This is a genomic window from Nocardioides alkalitolerans DSM 16699 (assembly GCF_000426525.1).
Lineage (GTDB): Bacteria > Actinomycetota > Actinomycetes > Propionibacteriales > Nocardioidaceae > Nocardioides > Nocardioides alkalitolerans.
Genome location: NZ_AUFN01000011.1, coordinates 1 through 24,565 on the forward strand (window position 1 = coordinate 1; position 24,565 = coordinate 24,565).

General features: G+C 73.7%; 23 protein-coding genes. 18 read left to right on the forward strand and 5 right to left on the reverse strand.

The features are described 5' to 3' along the window. Both K329_RS31220 and K329_RS0106675 read left to right on the forward strand, forming a co-directional pair. The coding region (locus K329_RS31220; protein WP_043642536.1) for a hypothetical protein at positions 1-723 on the forward strand (723 nt) is incomplete at its 5' end. A 135-nt stretch (positions 724-858) separates the two neighbouring features. Continuing rightward, positions 859-1,548 carry a VldE C-terminal domain-containing protein gene (locus K329_RS0106675; protein WP_028472432.1) on the forward strand — a complete coding sequence of 230 codons (690 nt, stop codon included), beginning with the start codon at positions 859-861 and terminating at the stop codon, positions 1,546-1,548. An 81-nt stretch (positions 1,549-1,629) separates the two neighbouring features. On the opposite strand, the gene K329_RS0106680 is transcribed toward K329_RS0106675, so the two are convergent. Continuing rightward, the gene (locus tag K329_RS0106680; protein WP_028472433.1) at positions 1,630-2,733 is read right to left on the reverse strand and encodes a citrate synthase 2; all 1,104 of its coding nucleotides are present in this window, start codon (positions 2,731-2,733) and stop codon (positions 1,630-1,632) included. Positions 2,734-2,872: 139 nt separating this feature from the next. Between K329_RS0106680 and pdxH the strand changes: the two genes are divergently transcribed. Continuing rightward, entirely contained in the window at positions 2,873-3,526 is a 654-nt protein-coding gene (gene pdxH, locus K329_RS0106685) for a pyridoxamine 5'-phosphate oxidase (RefSeq protein ID WP_052336504.1), read from the forward strand. Here the strand turns inward: pdxH and K329_RS0106690 are convergent. Beyond that, positions 3,504-4,322 (reverse strand): YqjF family protein, encoded by an 819-nt coding sequence (locus K329_RS0106690; protein WP_028472435.1) that lies wholly within the window; start codon positions 4,320-4,322, stop codon positions 3,504-3,506. The genes pdxH and K329_RS0106690 overlap by 23 nt on opposite strands. 430 nt (positions 4,323-4,752) lie before the next feature. On the opposite strand from K329_RS0106690, the gene K329_RS25135 reads away from it, so the two are divergent. Beyond that, entirely contained in the window at positions 4,753-6,372 is a 1,620-nt protein-coding gene (locus tag K329_RS25135; RefSeq protein WP_052336505.1) for a GAF domain-containing sensor histidine kinase, read from the forward strand. Positions 6,373-6,413: 41 nt separating this feature from the next. Here the strand turns inward: K329_RS25135 and K329_RS0106700 are convergent, their stop codons facing one another. After that, complete coding sequence (locus tag K329_RS0106700) at positions 6,414-7,160, reverse strand: ABC transporter permease (protein ID WP_028472436.1); 747 nt, start codon at positions 7,158-7,160, stop codon at positions 6,414-6,416. A 130-nt stretch (positions 7,161-7,290) separates the two neighbouring features. Between K329_RS0106700 and K329_RS0106705 the strand changes: the two genes are divergently transcribed. Beyond that, positions 7,291-7,956 (forward strand): pentapeptide repeat-containing protein, encoded by a 666-nt coding sequence (locus K329_RS0106705; protein WP_028472437.1) that lies wholly within the window; start codon positions 7,291-7,293, stop codon positions 7,954-7,956. Positions 7,957-8,046: 90 nt separating this feature from the next. Here K329_RS0106705 and K329_RS0106710 read toward each other — a convergent pair whose 3' ends face one another. Together K329_RS0106710 and K329_RS0106715 are read right to left on the reverse strand one after the other, a co-directional pair. Beyond that, positions 8,047-9,213 carry an acyl-CoA dehydrogenase family protein gene (locus tag K329_RS0106710; protein WP_028472438.1) on the reverse strand — a complete coding sequence of 389 codons (1,167 nt, stop codon included), beginning with the start codon at positions 9,211-9,213 and terminating at the stop codon, positions 8,047-8,049. Positions 9,214-9,223: 10 nt separating this feature from the next. After that, positions 9,224-10,405 (reverse strand): acyl-CoA dehydrogenase family protein, encoded by a 1,182-nt coding sequence (locus K329_RS0106715; protein WP_028472439.1) that lies wholly within the window; start codon positions 10,403-10,405, stop codon positions 9,224-9,226. Positions 10,406-10,798: 393 nt separating this feature from the next. Here K329_RS0106715 and K329_RS0106720 point away from each other — a divergent pair, with 393 nt between their 5' ends. The 13 genes from K329_RS0106720 (at position 10,799) to K329_RS25150 (ending at position 24,563) form a co-directional block, all read left to right on the forward strand. Then, positions 10,799-11,410, forward strand: a complete 612-nt coding sequence (locus K329_RS0106720) for a manganese efflux pump MntP (protein WP_028472440.1) — start codon at positions 10,799-10,801, stop codon at positions 11,408-11,410. 141 nt (positions 11,411-11,551) lie between these two features. Then, positions 11,552-12,196, forward strand: coding sequence for an excalibur calcium-binding domain-containing protein (locus K329_RS31435; protein WP_028472441.1), 645 nt, complete (start codon positions 11,552-11,554; stop codon positions 12,194-12,196). An 85-nt stretch (positions 12,197-12,281) separates the two neighbouring features. After that, on the forward strand, positions 12,282-13,715 hold the full coding sequence (locus K329_RS0106730) for a glycoside hydrolase (protein ID WP_157571609.1): 1,434 nt from the start codon (positions 12,282-12,284) through the stop codon (positions 13,713-13,715). A 259-nt stretch (positions 13,716-13,974) separates the two neighbouring features. After that, the gene (locus K329_RS0106735; RefSeq protein ID WP_028472443.1) at positions 13,975-15,534 is read left to right on the forward strand and encodes a Re/Si-specific NAD(P)(+) transhydrogenase subunit alpha; all 1,560 of its coding nucleotides are present in this window, start codon (positions 13,975-13,977) and stop codon (positions 15,532-15,534) included. Between the two features lie 7 nt (positions 15,535-15,541). After that, positions 15,542-16,927, forward strand: coding sequence for a Re/Si-specific NAD(P)(+) transhydrogenase subunit beta (gene pntB / locus K329_RS0106740; RefSeq protein ID WP_028472444.1), 1,386 nt, complete (start codon positions 15,542-15,544; stop codon positions 16,925-16,927). Positions 16,928-17,257: 330 nt separating this feature from the next. Further along, positions 17,258-17,632 (forward strand): cupin domain-containing protein, encoded by a 375-nt coding sequence (locus tag K329_RS0106745; protein WP_028472445.1) that lies wholly within the window; start codon positions 17,258-17,260, stop codon positions 17,630-17,632. A gap of 25 nt (positions 17,633-17,657) precedes the next feature. After that, positions 17,658-18,245, forward strand: a complete 588-nt coding sequence (locus tag K329_RS0106750) for a dimethylamine monooxygenase subunit DmmA family protein (RefSeq protein ID WP_211225764.1) — start codon at positions 17,658-17,660, stop codon at positions 18,243-18,245. Then, complete coding sequence (locus tag K329_RS0106755) at positions 18,242-19,291, forward strand: PDR/VanB family oxidoreductase (protein WP_028472447.1); 1,050 nt, start codon at positions 18,242-18,244, stop codon at positions 19,289-19,291. The genes K329_RS0106750 and K329_RS0106755 overlap by 4 nt, the downstream gene beginning before the upstream one ends. Further along, positions 19,291-20,337 (forward strand): heme-dependent oxidative N-demethylase family protein, encoded by a 1,047-nt coding sequence (locus K329_RS25145; RefSeq protein WP_052336506.1) that lies wholly within the window; start codon positions 19,291-19,293, stop codon positions 20,335-20,337. The genes K329_RS0106755 and K329_RS25145 overlap by 1 nt, the downstream gene beginning before the upstream one ends. 175 nt (positions 20,338-20,512) lie before the next feature. Then, complete coding sequence (locus K329_RS0106765) at positions 20,513-21,076, forward strand: dimethylamine monooxygenase subunit DmmA family protein (RefSeq protein WP_028472448.1); 564 nt, start codon at positions 20,513-20,515, stop codon at positions 21,074-21,076. Between the two features lie 5 nt (positions 21,077-21,081). Next, positions 21,082-22,119 carry a PDR/VanB family oxidoreductase gene (locus tag K329_RS0106770; RefSeq protein WP_084541144.1) on the forward strand — a complete coding sequence of 346 codons (1,038 nt, stop codon included), beginning with the start codon at positions 21,082-21,084 and terminating at the stop codon, positions 22,117-22,119. Next, positions 22,116-23,162, forward strand: coding sequence for a heme-dependent oxidative N-demethylase family protein (locus K329_RS0106775; protein WP_245596461.1), 1,047 nt, complete (start codon positions 22,116-22,118; stop codon positions 23,160-23,162). Before K329_RS0106770 ends, K329_RS0106775 begins: the two co-directional genes overlap by 4 nt. Before the next feature lie 39 nt (positions 23,163-23,201). Beyond that, positions 23,202-24,563 carry an ammonium transporter gene (locus tag K329_RS25150; RefSeq protein ID WP_084541067.1) on the forward strand — a complete coding sequence of 454 codons (1,362 nt, stop codon included), beginning with the start codon at positions 23,202-23,204 and terminating at the stop codon, positions 24,561-24,563. Positions 24,564-24,565: the final 2 nt, after the last annotated feature.

Below are 24,565 nucleotides of genomic sequence, written 5' to 3' on the forward strand. Positions count from 1 at the left end.
GAGGGGTCCCAGGTCGAGCTGTCGCTGCCCGAGGTCGACACCTCCCTCCTGACCGCACCCGAGGCGCCGCGACTCGCGCTGAACGCCCCCACGCGGTGGCCGTACATGGAAGGGGCCGGTCCCGCCCAGTTCCCCTTCGTCGCGTTGAACGTCGTCGCCGAGGGCGTCGCCAGCTGGTGCGGCACGCTCACCTCGATCGACGACCTCACCGGAAAGACGAACACGATCGAACGGATCGTCCGGCGCACCGACTACGAGTACGACGACACCCCCGGCGGCACCGAGCAGGGACTCGCGTACGCCCCGGAGCAGGTCACCGTGGGGGCGCACCAGGCCACGTTCGTCCTCGACACCGACGGTCGCGCCGGTGATGGTCTCAGCGTCACGCACCGCATGCAGGTCGACCGCGGTCGGGCATGGGTCGGGTCGTCGTTCGTGCGGACATCCACCCCCCGCTACACCGGCCTGCTCCGCGTCCAGGGCCTTCACCACGGGAGCGCCAGCACCGTCGGGGTACCGCAGCCGGGGAGGATGACGGTCAAGCTGTACGAAGGCAATCGCGGGGTCTGGTACTCGGGTGTCCGGGAGTCGCACCCGCGCACGGTCGACCACATGTTCCGGCTGCCGGCGCTTCCTCGCGGGACCTACCGCGCCGTCATCGACCACCGCGGCAACGGCAACGTCCTGCCGTCGACGGTGACGAGGACCTTCACGGTGCGCTGATCCCGCGGCTGGGGCACCAGGAAGACCACCCCCAGGGGTGGTCTCGTCCCGTACGGCGAGACCACCCCTCGGGCTCCTCAGGTCGGGGAGGTGCGGGCCGAACGGGCATCTCGACCCCGTCCGGGAGGGAATCCCATGCACACCGCCACGCCCAGCACGTCCAGCTCGATCCGCCGCCAGCGCGCCAGCAGCCGCGGTTCCGCGGCCCTCGTCGTCGTCCTCGCCGTCCTGGCGGTGCTGGCGGCCCTGGTGGCCGCGCCGGACCGGGCCCAGGCGCAGGTGGCCCCCGGGGGCGCCCCGGGGGTGACCGTCGCGGCGCCGCAGACCGCCGCCGCGCGCGCCGCCTCGCCCGTCGAGCCGTTCGCCTCCTACGAGCCCCAGACCGGCTGCACCTCGCGGATCATGCCCGGCACGCGCGCGTACGCGGACCAGCTGACCGGCCGCTACGGCAGCCGGATCATCGGCATCACGCGGGCCTGCAGCTCGGGCGGACGCTCGGAGCACAAGGAGAGCCGCGCGATCGACTGGGCCATCGACGCCCGCAACGCCGGTCAGCGCCAGGTGTTCTACCGCTACCTCACCGAGCTGCTCGCCACGGACTCGAGCGGTGCCTTCGCGGCCCGGGCCCGCCGCATGGGCGTCATGTACGTCATCTGGAACGACCGCATCTGGGCCTCCTGGAACGGCTTCCAGGTGCGCCCCTACCTGCACGCGAACTGCACCGCCGTCGCGACCTGCTCGCCGACCCTGCGCCACGTCGACCACGCGCACGTCTCGCTGAGCTGGGCCGGCGCCCGCGGCACGACGAGCTGGTACACGGGCTGATCGCAGCCTCCCGTACGACGACCGGCCGACACCCCTGGGGGAGTGTCGGCCGGTCGTTCGTCGCTCAGGGGTGGTGGGTGGTCAGTCCGCCCACTCCGACTGCCATCCCTCGACCGCGTCGGCCGGACGCGGGTCCGGACCGGTGTAGATCGCGGACGGCCGGATCAGCCGGCCGGTGCGCTTCTGCTCGAGGATGTGGGCCGACCAGCCGCCGGTGCGGGCGCAGGTGAACATCGACGTGAACATCGGCGCGGGCACCTCGGCGAAGTCGAGCACGATCGCGGCCCAGAACTCGACGTTCGTCTCGAGCACCCGGTCGGGCCGGCGCTCGCGCAGCTCGGCCAGGGCCGCCTGCTCCAGCGCCTCGGCGACCTCGTAGCGGGGCGCGGCGAGCTCGCGCGCCGTACGACGCAGCACGCGCGCCCGGGGGTCCTCGGCGCGGTAGACGCGGTGGCCGAAGCCCATGAGGCGCTCGCCGTCGTCGAGCAGCTTCTTGACGTAGGCGCGGGCGTCGCCGCTCTTCTCGACGGCCTCGATCATGCCGAGCACGCGCGACGGGGCTCCGCCGTGCAGCGGGCCGCTCATCGCGCCGATGGCGCCGGAGAACGCCGCCGCCACGTCGGCGCCGGTGGAGGTGATGACGCGGGCCGTGAACGTCGAGGCGTTCATGCCGTGCTCCGCCGCCGAGCTCCAGTAGGCGTCGATGGCCTTCACGTGCGCCGGGTCGGCCTCGCCCTTCCAGCGGATGAGGAACTTCTCGGCCAGCGTGGCGCCCTCGTCGACGACCGACTGGGGGATCACGGGCTGGTGCAGCCCGCGGGCCGACTGGGCGGCGTAGGACAGCACCATCACGGCGACCCGGGCGAGGTCGGCGCGGGCCTGCTCGTCGGAGATGTCGTAGGTCTGGCCGAAGCCGAACGCCGGGGCCAGCATCGCGATCGCGGCCTGCACGTCGACGCGCACGTCACCCGTGTGCACCGGGATGTTGAAGGCCTCGGCCGGGGGGAGGCCCGGGGTGTAGGCACCGTCGATGAGCAGGCCCCAGATGTTCTCGAAGGGCACCCGCCCGACGATGTCCTCGATGTCGACCCCGCGGTACCGCAGGGCGGACCCTTCCTTGTCGGGCTCGGCGATCTCGGTCTCGAAGGCGACGACGCCTTCCAGCCCGTGGTGGACCTCGGTCATGGGCGACTCCTTCGTCAGCTCGTGTCAGCGGACACATTGTTCACCCGGCCCCCGACGGCCGACCACCGGGAGGTCCACCGAGTGGTCGATCGGTCCCGACGACGGTCGCGGCGACGGCCTCCCGGCTACGTTCGGACCCATGAGCAGCTCCGACCACGACCTGTCCGACCTCCGCGAGGAGTACGCCCGCGGGGGCCTCGCCGAGGGCGACCTGACGCCCGACCCCCTCGACCTCTTCGCCCGCTGGTACGACGAGGCGACGGAAGCAGGGGTCCACGAGCCCAACGCCATGGTGGTCGCGACGGTCGACCCCGACGGACGCCCGTCCTCCCGCTTCGTGCTGCTCAAGGGCTTCGACGGCGAGGGGTTCCGGTTCTTCACCAACACCGCGTCGCGCAAGGGCCGGGGGCTCGCCGCGGACCCGCGCTGCGCCCTCCTCTTCCCCTGGCACCCCCTCGAGCGCCAGGTGCGCGTCGACGGGCACGCCGTGCCCCTGCCGCGCGCGGCCGTGGAGGCCTACTTCGACCGCCGCCCCCGCGGGTCGCGGCTCGGGGCGTGGGCGTCCCATCAGTCCAGCCCGGTCGCGGGGCGCGAGGAGCTGTCGGAGGCGTACGACGAGGCCGAGCGCCGCTTCGAGGGCGTCGACGAGGTGCCGCCGCCGGACGAGTGGGGCGGGTACGTCGTGGTGCCCGACGCGATCGAGTTCTGGCAGGGACGGCCGGGCCGGCTGCACGACCGCCTGGTCTACGAGCGGTCGGGCGACGGCTGGGTCACCCGCCGGCTGGCACCCTGACCCGCTGCGGGAGGCCGAACTCGGTGTGCACCCCCGGGCTGAACGCCACGTGGTCCGGTGCCCGCCGGGCGAGGTGACCCAGGCCGACGGAGCCGAGCAGGCCGTCGTCGAGGGCCACGACCTCGGCGTCGTGCAGCGGCCAGCGTCCGTGGGCGTTCGGCACCCGGAGCGTGCGACCGAGCACCCGGGTGTGCAGCCGCCACCGGGCCGAGATGAAGTCGTCGAGCGCGTCGGCGACGCGGGGTGCGCCCACGCGGATGCTCACGTGGCTCGTCGCCGGGCCGGCCGGGCGGCGCAGCCGGGCCCGGTAGGTGTGGACGACCCCCTCGGGGCCGGCGTGCCCGGCGCGGCCGTCGGGCCGGGCGGCGGGCTGCGCGTCGTACGACATGCGCGCCCAGCGGTAGGGCACCGCGAACCCGGCGCGGGCGCCGAGCACCACCGCGAGCCGGTCGGTGTCGAGGCTGAGGAAGACGACGCCGCGCCGGCCGTCGGCGTCGACGGAGTAGAGGCGCACGTTCGTCTCGAGGAACGTGCCGAGCCAGGGCACGCTGCTGCGCCGCCCCGGACCGGCGTCGACCATGCGGAAGGGCACGAGCCCGACGTACGTCGCGCCGTCGATCACGTCGGGGCGCACGCCCGGGGGCATCCGGTGGGCGACCTCGGCCGGGTCGACGGCCCAGTGCAGGTAGGTCAGGTCGCGCCAGTCCTGGTTCATGATCACCGGGGCGCGCAGCGTCGGGGCGTCGGGGGAGACGGGCTCGACGACCGGTCCGGACGGGTGTGCGGGAGCTGCCACGGGTCCATCGTCCCGCGGTCGTCCAACCCGGCTCGGCGCCGCCGGTGAGCCGCGCCGCGGTCCGGTGGAACCGTCGGCGGAAAACCCCTTGAGCACCCCCCGCGGGAGGCGTACCGTCGTGCGTACACAAGAAGGGAGGTGGTCCGACGAATGCATTCTTCTAGGACATGTGAGGTGGCTGCTCGCTAGCAGCTCCGTTGCACGACGCGTGCCGATCACCGGACGCACTGGGGCCAGAGCCCCGGGCCCCGTCCGGTGAACCGAATCGCGGTCGGCGGCGTCGCAGCCGCTGGCAATCCAGGGCAGTCACCCGGCCCGCAGGCGCTCCGGACCTTGTCCGCCGGAGGCGGTCCCGATCTGATCGGGGCCACGCCTGCGGGCTGTCCCATTTCCGGCCTGCGCCGGCGCGCTGCGACCTAGTCTGAACCGTATGTCCGCGACCGACCCGGCGGCCCCGACGACCGTGCCCGTCCCGCCGGCGTTCCTCCCGCACGTCGTCGAGGTGCTGGAGCTCGTCACCTCCCCGGCCGAGATCGACGAGGTGCTGCGCCGGCTCGTCACGTTCGCCTGCGACCTGACGGGCGCCGCGTTCGGCATGCTGTCGGTGCTCGACGACGACGGCTTCATGCGCGACTTCTACATCCACGGCCTCGACGACCGGGCCGTCGACGCGATGGGCGACCTCCCGGTGGGTCGCGGGGTGCTGGGTCGGCTGCTGCGTGCCGACCGGCCGCTGCGCCTGGACGACGTGGCCGCGAGCCCGGAGTCGGTCGGTCTCCCGCCCGGGCACCCGCCGGTCGAGCGCCTGCTCGGTGTGGGCATCGACGAGGGCGGCCGGCGGCTGGGGGTGCTCTACGTCGGCGACCCGTCGGACAGGGAGCCGTACGACGAGCTCGACGAGCAGCGCCTGCAGTGGCTGGCGGACCGCGCCGCCCACGCGATCGGCGCCGCCGACGCCCGACGGCGCGCCGACCGCCGCGCCCGGTGGCTGCGGTCGACCCAGGAGCTGGCGGCCGCGCTCGAGCCCCCGCTGGACCCCGAGGCCGCGCTCGACCGCTTCCTCGAGGCCGTCGGACCCTTGCTCGGTGCGACCGCCGTGGCCCTGGTGCGCGTCGGCGACGAGGCGGTCGAGCTGGTGGCCGGTGCCACCGCCGGGAGCGGCCAGGACCCGACCGATCCCGCCACGTCCGTCGGGGCCGCGGTGCTCGCGACGTACGTGCAGGCGGAGCCCGCCGTGCGCCGCGTCGACGGGTGCGCGGTCGTCGTCGTGCCCGTCGAGCTGCAGCTCACCGAGCGCCTCGTGCTGGTGGCGTCGCTGCCGCGCGGCACCGCGGCACCCGAGCGGGAGGACGTCGAGCTGCTCGCCGGCTACGCGGCCCAGGCGGCGACCGCCCTGGACCGGGCGCACGCGCTCGCCGAGCGTCAGGAGCTCGTGATGCTCGCCGACCGGGAGCGGATCGCGCGCGACCTCCACGACGTGGTCATCCAGCGGCTCTTCGCGACGGGCCTGCAGCTGCAGACCGCGCGCGCCGGGGCCGACGCGGCCCTCGTCGAGCGGATCGACGCGACGGTGAGCGAGCTCGACGCCACCATCGTCGACATCCGCACCACCGTCTTCGAGCTGAGCCGGCGCGCCGACCGGTCGCTGCGGGGCGACGTCCGCGAGCTCGCGACGGAGTACGCCGGCCCGCTCGGGTTCGCGCCCGTCGTCCGGGTGCGGGGCCCGGTCGACTCGCTGGTGCCGGAGACGGTCGGCGACCACCTGCTGGCGACGCTGCGCGAGGGCCTGGCGAACGCGGTGCGCCACGCCCAGGCCGGCCAGGTCGAGGTGACGGTCGAGGTCGTCGACGCCTCCGGGCCGGACGGCGGGCACGTCGTCGAGCTCCGCATCGCCGACGACGGTGACGGCCTCCCGGAGCAGGTGGTGGAGAGCGGGCTGAGGAACGTACGCCGTCGGGCGCAGGCGTTCGGCGGCGAGCTGCGGGTCACGAGCGAGCCCGGCGCGGGCACGACCCTGGCGTGGACGGTGCCGCTGCCCGTGCAGGCGTAGGCCCGGGCTCCGGCTGCGGCTCCGCACGGGGAGGACCGGGCTCAGGCCGGTGTCGGCCGCGTGGCGCCGAGCCGCCCGGCGAGCAGCTGGGTGACCGCCACGGCGGTCACCGACTCGGCCGCCAGCAGGCCGGCGAGCACCAGCGTCTGCACGAGGGCGGCCTCGGCCGGCTCGGCGCCGCCGAGGAGCAGGCCCACGAACGCGCCGGGCAGCGTGACGATGCCGGCGGTGCGCGTCTGGTCGAGGGCCGGGGTGAGCGCCCGCGTGACGGCCCGCTCCGCGAACTCCGCCACCGACTGCCGCGGCGTGAGCCCGATCGCCAGGCCGGCCTCGACCTCGCCCCAGCGGTCGGCGACGTCGTCGCGCAGCCGTTCCCCGGCCAGCGAGCAGGCCGTCATGGCGCCGCCGACGACCTGGGCGGCGAAGGGCACGACCGTCTCGGCGCCGCCCGGGAGGGCCCCGCTCGCGAGCACGACGCCCACGGCGACCCCGGCGCCGGCGGTGATCGCCACGAGGGCCACGGGCAGGACGGCGCGGCCGAGCCCGATCCGACGGGTCGAGGTCACGCCGGCGGCGACGACCATCACGGCGAGCAGCGCGCCGGCGGCCGCCGGGTGGCGGAACGCCCAGGCGATGACGAGGGAGACCAGGGCCAGCTGCACGACGGAGCGGCCGATCGCCACGACGGCGTCGGTGCGGCGTCGTACCCGCGCCAGCGTCAGCACGGCGACCACCACGAGCGTCAGCGCCACGAGCGCGACGGCGAAGCGGGTGACGTCGAGGTCCACGGGCCGACCGTAGCGGCACCGACGTCGGACCGTCGTCGGACTGTCGGCCGCCGCTGCTACGTTCGCGGCTCCGCAGACCCACCGACCCGGCGCCCGTCCACCGCGGGCCCGGCCGAACCCCAGGAGATCCGTGCCCCGCAGCCGTTCCGCCCTGCTCGCCCCCCAGCTCGACCCGGTGCGCCTGGGCGCGCTGGAGGACGGCGACGAGGCCGACCTCGAGCCGGGCGCCGACCTGGAGGACGTGCGGTTCGTCGACGTCCGCCGGCCCCTGCTCGAGCTGGGCGGGGGCAGCGTGGTGCGGGGCTGCGAGCTCGACGGGCTGGCGGCCGACGAGCTCGACCTGTCGTCGGTGCGCATGACGGAGACCGTGGTGCGCCGGCTCGACGTGCCCGTCCTGCGCGCGCCGCGCGGACAGCTGCGCGACGTCGAGGTGCACGGCGGCCGCGTGGGGTCGTTCGAGGCGTTCGGCTCCGTGTGGCGCGGGGTGCACTTCGTCGGCTGCAAGCTCTCGTTCGTCAACCTCCGCGGGGCCGAGCTGCTCGACGTGGCGTTCACCGACTGCCGCATCGACGAGCTCGACCTGGTGCAGCTCGACGCCCGGCGCGTGCGGTTCCGCGACTGCCGCGTGGGCCGGCTCGACGTGCAGCAGGCGACGTTAAAGCACGTCGACCTGCGCGGCGCGGTGCTCGAGGAGGTCGTGGGCCCGGCCGGCCTGCGCGGCGCCACCATCTCCGCGGCCCAGCTCGACCTGCTCGCGCCCGTGCTGGCGGCCGCCGCTGGCATCACGGTCGACTGACCCCGGCCCCCGACGTACGACGGGGGCGGCGGGACCCTCTGGTCCCACCGCCCCCGACGTGTCGGTGCTGCTGGTGCTGCTGGTCGTGCGTCAGCCGATCGGGTCGACCACGTCGTAGTCGGCGACCCCACGGGCGAGCGCCCCGAGGTGGTGACGGCTGTCGCCGAGCAGGTGGTCGAGGGTCGTCAGGTGCGCGGTGTAGGAGCCCACGGAGTACTCCGCCGTGACGCCGATGCCGCCGTGCAGCTGGATCGCCTCCTGACCGATGTGGCGCGCCGCCCGCGAGACCTGGGCCCACGCGCGGGTGGCGGCCGTACGACGCTCCGCCGCGTCGGTGCTCGGGCTCGCGAGCACCATGGTGGCCCACTGGGCGAGGCTGCGGGCCAGCTCGAGCGACACGTACATGTCGGCCGCGCGGAACGTCAGCGCCTGGAACGTCTTCAGCGGCACGCCGAACTGCTTGCGGCTCTTGAGGTAGTCCGAGGTGGTGTCGAGCGCGACCTGCATGGCACCGACCGCCTCCTGGGCGGCGGCGACGCGGGTGGCGTCGTACGAGGCCGCGATGGCCTCGGTCGCGTCGGCCCCGGCCTCGCCGAGCGGCGTGGCCGTGACGCCGGAGAGCCGGACGCGCGCGGCCCGGCCGCCGTCGGGGGTGCGGTAGCCGGTGCGCTCGACGCCGTCGACCGACGGGTCGACGGTGAAGAGGCCCGTGCCGCCGTCGGGCAGCGCCGCCGAGACGACGAGCAGGTCGGCGGTCGCGCCGTACGGGACCGGCTCCTTCACGCCCTCGAGCGTCCAGGTGTCGCCGTCCTGCGTCGCGCTCACCGTGCGGGCGCTCGGCTGCCAGCGGCTGCCGGGCTCGGCGTGCGCCAGTGCCGGCACGAGCTCGCCCGCGGCCAGGCCGCCGACGATCTCGCCGCGCTGCTCGTCGGTGCCGACGGCCGCGACGAGCCCGCCGGCGAGGACGACGGTGGTGAGGAAGGGCTCGGGCGCGATGACGCGACCGACCTCCTCCGCCACGATGCCGACCTCGACGGGTCCGGCGCCCACACCGCCGTCCTCCTCGGAGAACGGCAGGGCGAGCAGGCCCATCTCGGCCATCTGGCCCCAGACGGCCGGGTCGTAGCCGGGGCCGTCACCGTCGTGGCCCGTGCCGACGGCCTTGCGGCGGTTCTCGAAGTCGCTGTAGCTCTTGGTCAGGAGGCTGCGGGCCGCGTCGCGCAGGGCCAGCTGCTCCTCGTCGTACGTGAAGTCCATGGTCTGCCTCTCAGAGCCCGAGGATGGTGCCGGCGATGATCTGTCGCTGCACCTCGTTGGAGCCGCCGTAGATGGAGGCCTTGCGGAGGTTCAGGTAGGCCGGGGTCGCCCGGCGCTGCCACTGCTCGAGGTCGCTCGTCTCGCTGGTGCCGCCCGAGCCGAGACCGGCGGGGCCGGCCACGTCGACGACCAGCTCGGAGACGGCCTGCTGCAGCTCGGAGCCCTTGAGCTTGAGCACCGACGAGGCCGGGTGGGGCTTGCCGTCGGCCGAGTTGGCGACGACTCGCAGGGCCGTCAGCTCGAGGGCCAGCAGCTCGTTCTCGAGCTCGGCGATGCGGCTCGCGACGAGGGGGTCGTCGAGCAGCGTGGTGCCGTCGGCGTCCGTCGTCGTGGCGGCCGCCCACTCCTTCGTCTGGGCGAGCACGCGCTTCACCGAGCCCACGGGGGCCACGCCGACGCGCTCGTTGCCGAGCAGGAACTTCGCCTGGGTCCAGCCGGAGTTGACCTCGCCGACGAGGTTCTCGGCCGGCACCCGCACGTCGGAGAACCAGACCTCGTTGACCTCGTGGCCGCCGTCGATGAGCTCGATCGGGCGGACCTCCACGCCGGGCGACGTCATGTCGATCAGGAGCATCGAGATGCCGGCCTGCTTCTTCACGTCGGGGTCGGTGCGCACGAGGGTGAAGATCCAGTCGCCGTACTGGCCCAGGGTGGTCCAGGTCTTCTGGCCGTTCACGATCCAGTCGTCCCCGTCGCGCACCGCGCTGGTGCGCAGGGAGGCGAGGTCGGAGCCGGCGTCGGGCTCGGAGAAGCCCTGGCTCCACCAGATGTCGAGGTTCGCCGTCTTCGGCAGGAAGCGCTCCTTCTGCTCCTGCGTGCCGAACTGCGCGATGACCGGGCCGATCATGCTGGTGTTGAAGGCGAGGGGCGGCAGCACGGCTGCGCGCTGCATCTCCTCGTGCCAGATGTGGCGCTGCAGCGGGGTCCAGTCCCGGCCGCCCCACTCCACGGGCCAGTGCGGCACCGCGAGCCCGGCCTCGTTGAGCGTGCGGTGGCCGCGCACGATCTGGTCCTTCGTGAGCTCACCCCGCTCGCGTACGACGGTGCGGATGTCCTCGTCGACCTTGGTCGTGAAGAACTCCCGCAGCTCGTCGCGGAAGGTGGCGTCGTCGTCCGACAGCTCCAGCTGCATCTGCCCTCCTCAGGCGCCCGTGAGGGCGTGGTGATCGGCCGTGTGCGTGTGAGTGCGCTCACGGTACGGAGTCAACCTACTCGCCGTTAACAACGGCGGCTCACCCCTGCGGCCCCCGATGTCGTACGCTTCCGGGCGCGAAGGGGAGTAGCCCGGCTGGCGCGAGCCAGCAGGGGCGGTCGACATGCTGGCGACGACCTGCGGCACCGGATCCACCGGTGCGGCGAGCATCGCCCGGCCGTCCCGCCCGTGGTGCCCCGTGTCGACGCCCGGTCCCCGGGCGGACGGTGCGAGGTCTGCGTGGTGGACGAGACCTTCGACCAGTGAACGTGTGCTGGTCGAGGACTCGTCGTACCCGGACCTCGACCGGCCTCTACGAGAGGACCACCCGCAATGACCACCCTCGAGCTCGTCGTGCTCGCCTTCGCCCTCGCCATGGACGCCGTCGCGGTCTCCGTCGCCCAGGGCCTCCGGATGTACCGCCCCCGCTGGCGGGACGCCCTCTTCCTCGCCGGCGCCTTCGGCCTCTTCCAGGCCGTGATGCCCGTCGGCGGCTGGGTGCTGTCGTTCTGGTTCGCCGACGTCGTCGGCGACGTGGCCCCCTGGATCGCCTTCGTGCTGCTCGCCGTGCTCGGCGGCCTGATGATCAAGGAGTCGTTCTCGGACGACGAGGACGACGTGGAGGCCGCCGGGGGAGGCGCCGCCACGCGTACGGCGGGCGCCGCGACGTACGCGCCCCTCACGCTCGCCGTCGTGCTGCCCCTCGCGATCGCGACCTCCATCGACGCCGCCGCGGTGGGCGTCACCTTCGGCGTGCTCGAGGTCAGCGTGGCCCCGGCCGTCACCATCATCGGACTCATCACCTTCGCGCTCTCGCTCGTGGCCGTCTTCATTGGCTCGCGCGTCGGCGAGAGGCTGGGCAGCCGCGCCGAGCTCGTGGGCGGCGCGATCCTCGTGCTCATCGGCCTGCGGATCCTGCTCGACCACCTCGGCGTCCTGGGCTGAGGCGGGCCGTCCCACGGGGCGGACCTGCCGGTCCGGACCTGCCGGTCTGGACCGCCCGGGGCGGATCCGGGCGATCCCCGGACGCGGGCGCCCCGGGGTCGCTTCACTGGTGGGCGCCGACCGCCAGCCCGGGGAGAACCGATGAGCATCGACTACGCCATGCACCGACCGCCGCGCCGGAAGCCGTTCTGGAGCCGGCTCAAGGTGGGGATCGCCGCGTCCGTGGTGAGCCTGCTCGTCGGGGTCGGCATCGGTGCCGGCGGCGAGGCCGAGGCGGAGCCGGAGGGCTTCACGGCCGCCGAGGTCGACGCCCGGGTCGAGAGCGCCGTCGACGAGGCGGTGACGACCGCCGTCGAGGAGGCCGTCGCCCCGCTCGAGGAGCAGCTCGCGACGCAGGGGGAGACCTCCGCGGCGGAGCTCGTCGCGGCGCGCGCCGAGACCACCGCGGCCGTCGAGGAGGCCGTCGCCGCCGCCCTCGCGGAGGAGCGCGCGCTCCAGGAGGTCGCGCAGGCGGCCGCCGTGGAGGAGGCCGTCGCCACGGCGATGGCGAGCCAGGCGAGCTCGGCGTCGAGCTCGTCCGGGTCGGGGTCATCGGGCTCGTCGGGCTCGGGCTCCTCGGGCGGCTCGTCGGGCGGCTCCTCGGGCGGCTCGTCGGGCACCGACCCCCACTTCGGCACGTGCGGCGAGGCGAACGCGGCGGGCTACGGGCCGTACGTCAGCGGCGTCGACCCCGAGTACGACTGGTACACCGACCGCGACAGCGACGGCCGGGTCTGCGAGCGCTGAGCCGCTCAGGTCCGGGCTGCTCAGGTCCGGGACGATCGGGCCGATGGGGGAGGGGCACGTCCCCTCTCCTCCCGAGGACCCTCCCTTGCGACTCTCCCCGCGCTCCCTCTTGCCCGCGCTCGGCCTGCTCCTGGCCCCGGGCCTGCTGCTGCACCCCCAGGCCCAGGCCCGCGTCCCGGAGGGGGCGGTGAACGACTCCGCCCGTCCCACGGCCGCCCAGACCGCCGCGCGCACCGCGGCCGCCCAGCGCTCGACGGCGCTCACCACCTCGTTCGTGGTGACCTCCCCGACCGACGCGTCGCGCCGCCTGCTCCCCGTCACCACGACCACGCGCCGGCCGACGGTGACGCTCACCGTCGACGCGAGCGCCCCCGCGCAGACGTGGTGGGGCACCGGTGGTGCGCTCACCGACGCCTCCGTCAGCCTGCTCGCGCAGAACCCTGCTGCGCTGCGGCTGCTCTTCGACCCGAACAGTGCCGACGGAGCGCGCCTCGACGCCCTGCGCCTCCCTCTGACCGCGACGGACTTCTCGCCCACGCAGTGGGCCTGGGGCTGGGACGGCACCACCGCCACCCCGCCCGCCGAGGCCCTCGCGGCCATCGACGTCGTGCGCACGGGCCTGCTGCCGCTGCGCCCCGACCTGCGCGTCGTCGGCGCGGCCTGGAGCGCGCCCGCCGCGATGAAGACCACCGGCACCCTGCGGGGCGGGGCGCTGTCGGCGTCGGCCGTCCCGACGTACGGCGCCATGCTGGCCGCGCAGTCGGCCGAGCTGCTGCGGCGCGGGGTCCCGCTCCGTGCGATCACGCTGGGCAACGAGCCCGGCCACTCCTCCGACTACGCCACGATGACCATGGGCGTCGACCAGATGGCGACCCTCGGCAGGGCCGTCCGCGCGCAACTCCCGGGCGGCGTCGCGCTGTGGGCGGGCGACCACAACTGGGGCCACCGCACGGCGTACGACCAGGTCGTCGCCGCGGCGCCCGGCACGTTCGACGGGTCGGCCTACCACTGCTACGAGGGCGCGCCGACGCAGATGAACGGGCCGACGCCGTTCCGCATCATCACCGAGTGCACCGGCACGACCGACGGCTGGGCGAGCACGTTCGCGTGGCAGATGCGCAACCTCGTCGCCGTGCCCGTCGCGAACGGCTCGTCGGGACTGATGATGTGGAACCTCGCGCTCGACGCGCAGAACGGCCCGATCGACGCCGGGGCGCGCTGGGGCTGCCGGACCTGCCGCGGCCTGCTGCGGGTCGACGGCACGAGCGTCACCGCGCAGCCCGAGCTCTACCTGCTCGGGCACGTCACCCGTGCCGCCCAGCCCGGGGCGCGGGTGCTGCGGGTGCGGTCCACCGCGCCGGGCACGGCGGTGGCGGCCTTCGCCAACCCGGACGGCACCACGGGTGTCACCGGCGTCAACGACACGACGTCGTCCCAGGTGGTGGCCATCAGGATCGGCAGCACCACCCGCTCGTACGTCGTGGGGCCGGGCGAGCTGTTCACGCTGCGCACCCCCTGAGGCGGCCGTTCGGAGGGCCGCAGAGCCTTCCCGAGCGCTCGTTCAAGCCGCACAATGATGCGCATGGAAATGTCAAGTAATTCATGTCACAGTCCGCCAGCAGTGGACACCCCTCGCGCGTGACGCGCATCTCCTCTAGGTTCCGGAAAGTTGGGCTCTCGCCCGCGCCGGTCGACGCCGCCGCGACGAGGGCGTCATGGACACAGGCCAGCGCTGACCGGACCCCCGGCAGTGACCGGCACTGAGGGACGGGCGAGGTATGAGTCAATCGCGGATCGGGATCGTCGCGGAGTCCGCCGCCGGGGAGACCCGGGTGGCCGGGACACCGGCGACGGTCAAGCAGCTGGTGGGCCTGGGGTACGACGTGGTCGTGGAGTCGGGCGCCGGTGCGCGCTCGGCCTTCGCCGACGAGGCGTACGCCGAGGCCGGCGCCACGGTGGCCGCCGGCGGTGAGGCCTGGGGCGCGGACGTCGTGCTCAAGGTCGACCAGCCGACGAGCGAGGAGCTGGACCGCCTGCGCCCCGGCGCGGTGCTGGTCGGGATGCTCAACCCCCGGCTCGACCCCGCGATGGTCGAGTCGCTCGCGGCGCGACCGATCACGGCGCTGTCGATGGACGCGGTGCCGCGGATCTCGCGGGCGCAGTCGATGGACGTGCTCTCATCGATGGCCAACATCGCGGGCTACCGCGCGGTCGTCGAGGCGGCGCACGAGTTCGGCCGGTTCTTCACCGGCCAGGTGACCGCGGCCGGCAAGGTGCCGCCCGCGAAGGTGCTGGTCGCCGGGGCCGGGGTGGCAGGTCTGGCCGCGATCGGGGCGGCGTCGTCGCTCGGCTCGATCGTGCGCGCGACCGACCCGCGGCCCGAGGTGGCCGACCAGGTCAAGTCGATCGGCGGGGAGTACCTGCCCGTCGTGGTGGCCGACGAGGCGGCGGAGGTGTCGTCCGACGGCTACGCGAAGGCGACCAGCGAGGCCTACGACCGGCGTGCCGCGGAGCTCTACTCCGAGCAGGCCGCCGACGTCGACATCATCATCACCACCGCGCTGATCCCGGGTCGTGCCGCGCCGCGGCTCATCACGGCGGCCGACGTCGCCACGATGCGGCCCGGCAGCGTCATCGTCGACATGGCCGCCGCGCAGGGCGGCAACGTCGAGGGCTCGGTCGCGGGCGAGAAGGTCGTCACCGCCAACGGCGTCACGATCCTCGGCTACACCGACCTGGCGGGCCGCCTGCCCACCCAGGCCTCCCAGCTCTACGGCACCAACCTCGTCAACCTGCTCAAGCTGCTGACGCCCGGCAAGGACGGCGCGCTCGTGCTCGACATGGACGACGTCGTGCAGCGGGGCGTGACGGTGGTGAAGGACGGCGAGCTGCTGTGGCCGCCGCCGCCCGTGCAGGTGTCGGCCGCGCCGGCGGCGGCTCCCGCCGTACCCGCGGAGCCCGTCGAGCCGAAGAAGGAGCTCTCGCCGCAGGCGCGGGCCACCCGCCGCTTCGGCCTCATCGGCGTCGGGGTGCTCGCGCTGTTCCTCGTGAACGCCTTCGCGCCCCAGCCCATCCCGCAGCACTTCACCGTGCTCGTGCTCTCGGTGGTGATCGGCTACTACGTGATCGGCAAGGTCCACCACGCCCTGCACACGCCGCTCATGAGCGTCACCAACGCCATCTCCGGGATCATCGTGGTCGGCGCCCTGGTGCAGATGGCCTCCGACGACCTGGCCATCCAGCTGCTCTCGTTCGTGGCGATCCTGCTCGCGAGCATCAACATCTTCGGCGGCTTCGCCGTGACCCGTCGCATGCTCGCGATGTTCTCGAAGGACTGAGGCCGGTATGACTTTCGAATCCGCTGCGAGCGCGGCGTACATCGTCGCCGCCCTGCTCTTCATCCTCAGCCTCGCGGGGCTGAGCAAGCACGAGTCCGCCCGTTCGGGCGTGGTCTACGGCATCGCCGGCATGGCGATCGCCCTGGTGGCGACCGTGGTGCTCGTCGTCGACAACGCCGAGGCCCTCGCGATCGTGCTGCTGTTCGTGGCCGTCGCGGTGGGTGCCGCGATCGGCCTGTGGCGCGCCCGGGTCGTCGAGATGACCGGGATGCCCGAGCTCATCGCGCTGCTCCACTCGTTCGTCGGTCTCGCCGCCGTGCTGGTCGGCTGGAACGGCCACCTCGACCCGCCCGTGCTATTCGGCGCCCTCGAGGACATCCACCACGCCGAGGTCTTCATCGGCGTGTTCATCGGCGCGGTCACCTTCACCGGCTCGATCGTGGCCTACCTCAAGCTGTCGGCGAAGATCAGCTCGTCGCCGCTCGTGCTGCCGGGCAAGAACCTGCTCAACATCGGTGCGCTGGTCGCGTTCGTCGTCCTGACGGTCTGGTACGTCGTGGACTCCCAGCTGTGGCTGCTCATCGCCGTCACCGTGGTCGCGCTCGCGCTCGGCTGGCACCTCGTCGCCTCCATCGGCGGCGGCGACATGCCGGTCGTGGTGTCGATGCTCAACAGCTACTCCGGGTGGGCCGCGGCCGCCGCGGGCTTCCTGCTCAACAACGACCTGCTCATCGTCACCGGTGCGCTCGTGGGCTCCTCGGGTGCCTACCTCTCGTTCATCATGTGCAAGGCGATGAACCGCTCGTTCATCTCGGTGATCGCGGGCGGGTTCGGCATCGAGGCCAAGGCCGGCGACGACACCGACTACGGCGAGCACCGCGAGATCACCGCCGAGGACACCGCCGAGCTGCTGCGCAACGCCACCTCCGTGGTCATCACCCCCGGCTACGGCATGGCGGTGGCCCAGGCGCAGTACCCCGTCGCCGACCTCACCAAGAAGCTGCGCGAGCGTGGCATCGAGGTCCGGTTCGGCATCCACCCGGTGGCGGGTCGCCTGCCCGGCCACATGAACGTGCTGCTGGCCGAGGCCAAGGTGCCCTACGACATCGTGCTCGAGATGGACGAGATCAACGACGACCTCGCCTCCACCTCGGTCGTGCTGGTCATCGGGGCCAACGACACCGTGAACCCGGCCGCCACCGACGATCCCTCGAGCCCGATCGCGGGCATGCCCGTGCTCACGGTGTGGGAGGCCGAGAACGTGGTGGTCTTCAAGCGGTCCATGGCCGCCGGGTACGCCGGGGTCCAGAACCCGCTGTTCTTCCGCGACAACACCCAGATGCTCTTCGGTGACGCCAAGGCGCGCGTGGAGGACATCCTCCGCGCCCTCTGAGGCGACCGACGGACCCCCCGAGCCGGCACTTCTGCATCCGCAGAGGTGCCGGCTCGGCGTCGTACGGCGGCGAGCTGTCGCGTCTGCACCGTGCAGACGCGACAGCTCGGCACCTTCCGAGCGTGCAGACGCGACAGCTCGGCACCTTCCGAGCGTGCAGACGCGACAGCTCGGCACCTTCCGAGCGTGCAGACGCGACAGCTCGGCACGATCAGGGGTCTGACGGGCGCGGCCTCGGAAACGTGATCGTTACGCCCGCTCGCTGGTGCCGAAACACCCGGGACGTTTCATGAGAGCAGACATCGTTTCCTCTCGTGATCGGAGCTTCCCGTGGACGTCACCACCGAGCAGACCCCCTTCCGCGTCACCCCCGAGGCGTGGAAGGGCCTCCCCCGCATGGAGGACTACCCGGAGTCCGAGGGCTACATCGGCGACGTCTACGAGAACCCAGACGGCAGCGAGATGTGCAGCGGCTTCTTCGAGCTCAAGGCCTCCGACGCGCCGCTCGTCTACCACTACCAGTACGACGAGATGAAGGTCGTGCTCGAGGGCGAGTTCCTCCTCGAGAACGTCGACACCGGGCAGAAGCAGGTCGCGAAGGCGAAGGACGCCATCTTCTTCCCGAAGGGTTCCAAGATCGCGTTCTCGACGCCGTCGTACGCGCTGGCCTTCTACACCGGCCACCGCGACGGCGAGCTGCTCTGAGCGCGGACGCGGGGAGCCAGGGGACATGACCGTCGAGGCCGTGCGGCCCGGACCCGTGCAGCCCACACCGGCGACCGCCGAGCCCGTGCTCGGCCTGCCGGTGTGGCCGGCCGAGCCCGAGCCGGTGGACGCGAGCGGCACGTCGTACCTCGTCGTCGCCCTCGGCACCGCGCCCCGCACGGCCACGGTCGCGGCGGACTGGGTGCGGGCGGCCGAGGGGCGCGCGCCGACCCGGCTGGTGGTCGCGGACGACCTCGACGCCGGCCGGTCCGACCTCGAGGCGGCGCTGACGGCGGCGCGCACCGGCGTGCGGATCATGCTGGTCGGCGGCCAGTGCGACGTGCTGCTGGGCCTCGCGCTGGCGCGGGCGTACGGCGCGGGCGAGGCCGAGCTGCGCAGCTTCGCCGTCGACGGTGCCGCCGCGGCGGCGGGCGAGGCGACCGACCTCCCCGTCTACTGCGCCCACTGCCGCGACACCCACCGGGTGCACGCGCCGTACGGCGGGGAGGCCACCTGCCCCGGCTGCGCCCGCCACCTCGAGATCCACCACCACCTCTCCGCGTCCCGTGGCTCCTTCCTCGCCTCCGACGCCCGCGCCCGGGACCTCGCATGAGCGCCCCGGCGGTGGAGAGGGCGGTCGAGCGCTACCCCGCCCACCTCCACCCGGCGTACGCGACCGGCGTGCGCAGCCTGCGGGTGGTCGAGGTGGTCCGGCTCACCGACACGGTGCGCCACGTGGTGCTCGAGGCGCCCGACGGGGGCGTGCTGGCGTCGTACGAGCCCGGCGCCCACCTCGTCGTCACCACCTTCCCCGAGGTGCTGCCCACCGAGGCCGACCAGACGGAGAAGCGCAACGCCTACTCGTTGACGGGCGACGGGGTGAACCCGCGGCGGTACGCCGTCTCGGTGCTGCGCCGCGGCGACGGCGGCGGGTCCGACTGGGTGCACGACGCGCTCGCGGTCGGCGACCTCGTCGAGGTCGAGGGCCCGCGCTCCAGCTTCGCGCCGCGCCACGACCAGCGGCACGCCCTGCTCGTCGCCGGAGGCATCGGGGTCACCCCGGTGCTCTCGCACGCCCGGGCGGTCGTCCGCTGGGGCGGCACCTGCGAGATCGTCTACTCCTACCGACCCGGCCACGGCGCGCACCTCGAGGACCTCCGGGCCCTCGCCGCCCGACCCGGCGTCACGCTGCACGAGGCCACGACCGTCGAGCACACGGCCCGGGTGCTCGCCGAGCGCTTCGCCGACCAGCCCCTCGGCACGCACGCCTACGCCTGCGGCCCGGTGCCGATGCTCGACGCGTACGTCGACGCGGCCGCCGCCGCGGGCTGGCCCGAGGGGCGGGTGCACCTCGAGCGGTTCACGGCGCCCGAGCTCGACGCCGGGGTGCCCTTCACGGCGACGGTGGCCTCCACCGGGCAGCGGCTCGCCGTACCGCCCGGCACCAGCCTGCTGACCGCGCTGCTCGACGCCGGCCACGAGGTGGCCAACCTGTGCCGCCAGGGCGTCTGCGGGGAGTGCCTCGTGCCCGTGCGGTCCGGTGCGCTGGAGCACCGCGACCTCGTCCTGTCCGAGTCCGAGAAGTCAGCCGGCGACCGGATGCTCAGCTGCGTCTCCCGTGGCGGGCACGCCGGCGCCGAGATCGAGGTGGACCTCTGATGACCGTCACGACCGTGCGCCCGTTCCCGACCCGCGGCCACACCGCGCGCCTGCCGTGGCCCTTCCCCGACGACCTCACCGAGTTCCGCTACTCGGTCAACGTCGAGCCCGCCCGCGTCGTGCGGCGCACGGCGGCCGGGGAGTGGGGCGCCCACATCGTCGACCTCGGCGGCGAGGAGTACGGCGCGATCATGGCCGACCGGCGCCGCATCCTCGACGCGGACCCGACCCGGGTGCGCGTCATGCCCGGCATGGCGCCGGCGTGCTGGGACCTGCTCGTCTACTACCTGCGCGACCTCGCGGCGTCGTACCCCCACCTGATGGAGCTCGACGAGACCGCGACCCCGGCGGGCGACCGCTTCCACTGGCGCAACCACGCGCTCGGCACCGACCAGGTCTTCGTGCTCGGCGACGCCGCGTCGCTGCCGTGCGACCCGATGACGTTCCTCGGCCGCGAGGTCCCCGACGACCTGCTGCTGGTGAAGGAGCGCGACGGCCGGCTCCACTTCGACGCCGGGCTGGTGACGTTCGCGGCGGCGTGGTCGGTGTCGTTCGACGTCGGCATGAGCATGGACGAGATCCACCAGCCCGTGCCGGGGCTGACGCGGGCCGGCATCACGTCGCGGGCCGAGCAGTTCCTGCGCCGCCTGCCCGCCGACCAGGTCTACCGCCGCGTCAACTGGACGCTCTCGGCGTCCGGCACGCGCAAGCTCGACGTCAGCCTCGAGGAGCTGCCGGAGTGGGGCACCGACATCCCCGCGCTGGTGCGCGACGAGGACTGGGGGCGGCTGCAGCTGCGCATCGAGGTGGAGCACTTCGTGCGGCTGCCCATGACGGGGGCGGTGACGTTCAACATCCGCACCCACATGACCTCGCTGGAGGAGATCCGGCAGGTGCCGGCCTGGCGCGACCAGCTCGCGCGGGTCGTGCTCGAGTTGCCCGACGACATCGCCGCCTACAAGGGATTCCTCGACTACCGCGAGCCCGCGATGGCCTGGCTCACCGCGCCCGTGGGTGCTGCTCCCCACGTCGGCGGTGCCGGGTGAACGAGATCACCGGGGTCGCGCGGGCCGTCGCCGCCGCGGAACACGCCCTTCACGCCCGCGAAACACCCCCGCGGTCGACTGACGACCCTCGGGGACCACTGACCTCCGGCGCCCGGCGCCGCACGACCTGCCGCACGAGCCCACGCACGACCCGATGCCCCCGGGGAGGGACGCCATGGTGAGCCTGAGCCAGACCAGCCTGCCGACCTGGGCCCACACGCCCCAGGTCGAGCCCGTCGACCCGACCGGTCGCGTCCACACGCTCGTCGGCGTGACGGGTGACGGGGCCGAGGGCGACAGCCCGACGGGTACGGCGGTCCGCGAGGTCGTCGCCGGCTGGCAGGCGGCGTCGGGCTCCGCCACCCTCCACGTGCACCTGTGCGCCGACGTGGCCGCCGGGATCGCCGCGCTCGAGGCGGACCTCGTGTCCGCCCGCGTCGGCCACCGCGTGCTCGTCGCCGGAACCGCCGACGCGTGCCTCGCCGTCCGCGCCGCCGCCGTGCGGGCCGGGCTGGCCGACGACGAGCTGCGCTTCGGGGTCGTCGCCGCCGACGTGCGCACCGTCTGGTGCGTCCACTGCTCCGCCACGACCGCCGCCGCGGTCGGGCTCGACGAGGACCTCACCTGCTCCGGCTGCGCGCGCACCCTCGTCGTCTACCCGCACGTCTCGCGTCGGACGGGCCACCACCTCGGCTTCATGGTCGACGCCGAGGACCAGCCGTGGGAGGTGCCGGCGTGAGCACGATGACCGCCACCAGCCCCACCGCCCTGACCGCCACCGCCCTGCCGGCGGGCGCCCGGCTCACGCTGGTCGTCGCCGCGCTCGACGACACCGTGCCGGGGGTCCGGAGCCTCACCCTGGCCCGGCCTGACGGGGCCGTGCTCCCGTCGTACACGCCCGGCAGCCACGTCGTCGTCGAGATCCCGGCGGGGGAGGGGCGCGCCCGTCGCCTCGCCAACGCCTACTCGCTGACGGGCGAGAGCGTGCACCCGACGACGTACGCGATCTCGGTGCTGCGGTGCGACCCCGAGTCCGGCGCCGCGGGCGGCTCGGCCTGGATCCACACGCTCGGCCTCGGCGACACCCTCACCGTCACCGCGCCCCGCAGCGCGTTCGCGCCCGTGCAGCTCGCCACCCGCCACCTGCTCGTCGGGGCCGGCATCGGCATCACGCCGCTCGTCTCCCACCTCCGCTCGGCCCTGCGCTGGGGCCGGGACGTCCAGCTGCTCCAGGTCAGCCGCGAGGGGTACGGCGCCCACGTCGACGAGGTGCGCGCGCTCGGCGGCGACCGCGTGACGGTGCTCGGCGACCGCGCCGCGCTGGCCGCGCACCTGGGCCCGCTGCTGGCCGACCAGCCGATCGGCACCCACCTCTACACCTGCGGGCCGACCGCCTTCATGGACGCCGTCGTCGCCACCGCCCGCGACCTCGGCTGGCCGCCCAGCCGCGTGCACCTCGAGCACTTCGGTCTCGACGCGCTCGACCCGGGCGACCCCTTCACCGTGGCCGTCGACGGCGGTCCGACGCTCGCCGTGCCGTCCGGCACCAGCCTCCTCGAGGCGCTCGAGGAGCACGGCTACGACGTGCCGAACCTCTGTCGCCAGGGCGTCTGCGGCGAGTGCCGGCTGGGCGTCGTGCCGGCCGCGAGCACCGGCGTGCACCACCGCGACCTGTTCCTCGGCGACGACGCGAGGGCCGCCGGCGACTGCGCCATGGCCTGCGTGTCGCGCGCGCTGACCGACGCGGCCACGGGCCGCGCCCACCTGGAGGTCTCCCTGTGACGATCACCCACCCGCCCACCGCGACCGACGGGGCGACGATCTCGGCGCCCGACCTCGTCGCCGGCTTCCCGTTCCCCTTCCCGAACGAGATCTACCGCTACTCGACCAACGTCGAGCCGGCCCGGGGTGCCGTCCCGACGCCCGCCGGGCAGTGGGGCACCGCCGTCGTGGACGTCGACTCCGAGTACGGCGCGGAGCTCGCCGAGCGGGCCGCGATCCTCGAGCGCGACCCGTCGCGCTCCGCCGTGCTGCCCCACATGGACGTCGCGGCCTGGGACGCGATGCTCTGCCTCATGCGCGAGCTGGCGCTCTCGCGCCCCGAGTCGTTCGGGCTCGAGCTGCTCGACCCGACCGGGCCGGGCGGCGCGCGCCCGTCGTACCGCTGGCGCAACGACCTCCTCGCGATCGACCACGTCTTCACGCTCGGCGACGCCACGTCGCTGCCGGCCCCGCCGCTGGCGTGGATCGCGGGCCAGGTGCAGGAGGACATCGTGCTGCTCGACCAGCGCGACGGCGTCCTGCACGGCGACGCCGGCGTCGTCACCTTCGCGGCCGACTGGTCGTTCGGCTTCGACGTCGGGATGACGTTCCTCGAGATCCACGGACCGGTGCCGCGGATCCACGCCGAGGGCGTCATCACGCGGGCCCACGAGTTCCTCCTGAACCTGCAGCCGAACGAGACCTACCGCCGGACGAACTGGACGCTCACGATCGGCCGGCGCCTCGACGTCTCCACCGAGCTCTACCCCGAGTGGGGGCCGGACCGCGAGATGGTCCAGACCCTCGACGACGACGCCTTCGGGCGCCTCGTGCACCTCCGCACGGAGGTGCAGCACCTCATCCGGCTCCCCGAGTCGGGTGCGGTCATGTTCCTCATCCGCAGCTACATGCTGCCCTTCGCCGACCTGGCCCGGGTCGAGCCGTGGCGGGCCCGGGCCGCCCACGTCATCGCGGAGCTGCCCGAGGACATGGCCGACTACAAGGGCATCGCCAAGTACCGCCATCGCGCCGCAGCGTGGCTGCGCGAGTTCCCGCACCACTGAGAACACCGGCTCACGCCGTACACCCGAGGAGACACACCCATGCCCGCAGCAGACGTCGCGTGGATGCTCGCCGCGCTGGCGCTCGTCATCATCATGTTCCCCGGCATCGCCCTCTTCTACGGGGGCATGGTGGGCAGCAAGAACGCGCTCAACATGATCATGATGACGATGAGCACCCTCGCCACGGTGACCGTCCTCTACGTGCTCTTCGGCCACGGACTCGTCGTCGGCGACTCCGTCGGCGGTTGGGGCATCATCGGCAACCCCGACGGCTACCTCGGCTTCCTGGGGATCTACGAGGATCCCGGTGAGGCCCAGCTGGTCGACCCCTACTGGTTCGCCTTCTACATCCTGTTCGCCGCGATCACGGTCGCCATCGTCGCCTCGGGCGCCGTGGGCCGCATGAAGTTCGGCGGCTGGCTCGTCTTCTCGGCGGTCTGGGCGACGCTCGTCTACTTCCCGCTCGGCCACTGGGTCTTCGCGTTCGACGGCGAGGGCACGCAGGGCGGCTGGCTGCGCAACGACCTCGGCCTGCACGACTACGCCGGCGGCACCGCGGTGCACATGTCGGCCGGTCTCGGTGCGCTCGCCCTCGCGATGGTGCTCGGCCCGCGCAAGAACATGGGCTCCAAGCCGCACAACCTGCCGCTCGTGCTCCTGGGCGCCGGCCTGCTGTGGATGGGCTGGTTCGGCTTCAACGGCGGTACGGCGGGCGGCGCGAACTTCCTCGCCCAGTACGCCGTGATGACGACCCTCATCGCGGGCGCCACCGGCATGATCGGCTTCTGCCTCGTCGAGAAGATCCGCGACGGCGCGCCGACGACGCTCGGCATGTGCTCCGGCATCATCGCCGGCCTCGTCGGCATCACGCCGTCGGCCGACGCGGTCGACGCCCTGGGCGCGATCTTCGTGGGTGTCGCCGCCGGTGCCTTCGTCGCCTGGGCCTGCACCTGGAAGGGCAAGCTCGGCATCGACGAGACGCTCGACGCGTTCGCCGTGCACGGCATGGGCGGCATCGTCGGCTCGCTCTGCGTCGTGCTGATCGGCTACGAGGGCTCGCCCGCGGGCATCGAGGGCGTGCTGTTCGGCGGCAGCTGGGACTTCGCCTGGCGCGAGGTCGTCGCCATCCTCGCGACCTGCGGCTACGCCTTCGGCGTGACCTGGATCATCGCCAAGGTGCTCGACAAGACCATGGGCCTGCGCGTCGACGAGGAGGCCGAGTTCGCGGGCCTCGACCTCTCGCTGCACTCGGAGTCGGCGTACGACATCGAGCGCTCCGGCGGCTCGCTCGGCGAGAGCCGCACCGACCGCCTCGTCGGCCCCCCGAGCGCGGAGCGGATCGCCGCCCTCGCCGAGGAGTCGAAGAAGGCCGAGGACGACGGGTCGCGGACACCCGCCTGACC

Excerpts from the sequence above, each read along its gene's own strand:
- K329_RS0106680 (WP_028472433.1), bottom strand. The coding sequence starts at position 2,733 with ATGACCGAGGTCCACCACGGGCTGGAAGGCGTCGTCGCCTTCGAGACC.
- K329_RS0106770 (WP_084541144.1), top strand. The coding sequence starts at position 21,082 with ATGACCGCCACCAGCCCCACCGCCCTGACCGCCACCGCCCTGCCGGCG.
- K329_RS0106765 (WP_028472448.1), top strand. The coding sequence starts at position 20,513 with ATGGTGAGCCTGAGCCAGACCAGCCTGCCGACCTGGGCCCACACGCCC.
- K329_RS0106675 (WP_028472432.1), top strand. The coding sequence starts at position 859 with ATGCACACCGCCACGCCCAGCACGTCCAGCTCGATCCGCCGCCAGCGC.
- pdxH (WP_052336504.1), top strand. The coding sequence starts at position 2,873 with ATGAGCAGCTCCGACCACGACCTGTCCGACCTCCGCGAGGAGTACGCC.
- K329_RS0106715 (WP_028472439.1), bottom strand. The coding sequence starts at position 10,405 with ATGCAGCTGGAGCTGTCGGACGACGACGCCACCTTCCGCGACGAGCTG.
- K329_RS0106735 (WP_028472443.1), top strand. The coding sequence starts at position 13,975 with ATGAGTCAATCGCGGATCGGGATCGTCGCGGAGTCCGCCGCCGGGGAG.
- K329_RS0106710 (WP_028472438.1), bottom strand. The coding sequence starts at position 9,213 with ATGGACTTCACGTACGACGAGGAGCAGCTGGCCCTGCGCGACGCGGCC.
- pntB (WP_028472444.1), top strand. The coding sequence starts at position 15,542 with ATGACTTTCGAATCCGCTGCGAGCGCGGCGTACATCGTCGCCGCCCTG.
- K329_RS0106750 (WP_211225764.1), top strand. The coding sequence starts at position 17,658 with ATGACCGTCGAGGCCGTGCGGCCCGGACCCGTGCAGCCCACACCGGCG.
- K329_RS0106755 (WP_028472447.1), top strand. The coding sequence starts at position 18,242 with ATGAGCGCCCCGGCGGTGGAGAGGGCGGTCGAGCGCTACCCCGCCCAC.
- K329_RS25150 (WP_084541067.1), top strand. The coding sequence starts at position 23,202 with ATGCCCGCAGCAGACGTCGCGTGGATGCTCGCCGCGCTGGCGCTCGTC.
- K329_RS25145 (WP_052336506.1), top strand. The coding sequence starts at position 19,291 with ATGACCGTCACGACCGTGCGCCCGTTCCCGACCCGCGGCCACACCGCG.
- K329_RS0106720 (WP_028472440.1), top strand. The coding sequence starts at position 10,799 with ATGACCACCCTCGAGCTCGTCGTGCTCGCCTTCGCCCTCGCCATGGAC.
- K329_RS31435 (WP_028472441.1), top strand. The coding sequence starts at position 11,552 with ATGAGCATCGACTACGCCATGCACCGACCGCCGCGCCGGAAGCCGTTC.
- K329_RS25135 (WP_052336505.1), top strand. The coding sequence starts at position 4,753 with ATGTCCGCGACCGACCCGGCGGCCCCGACGACCGTGCCCGTCCCGCCG.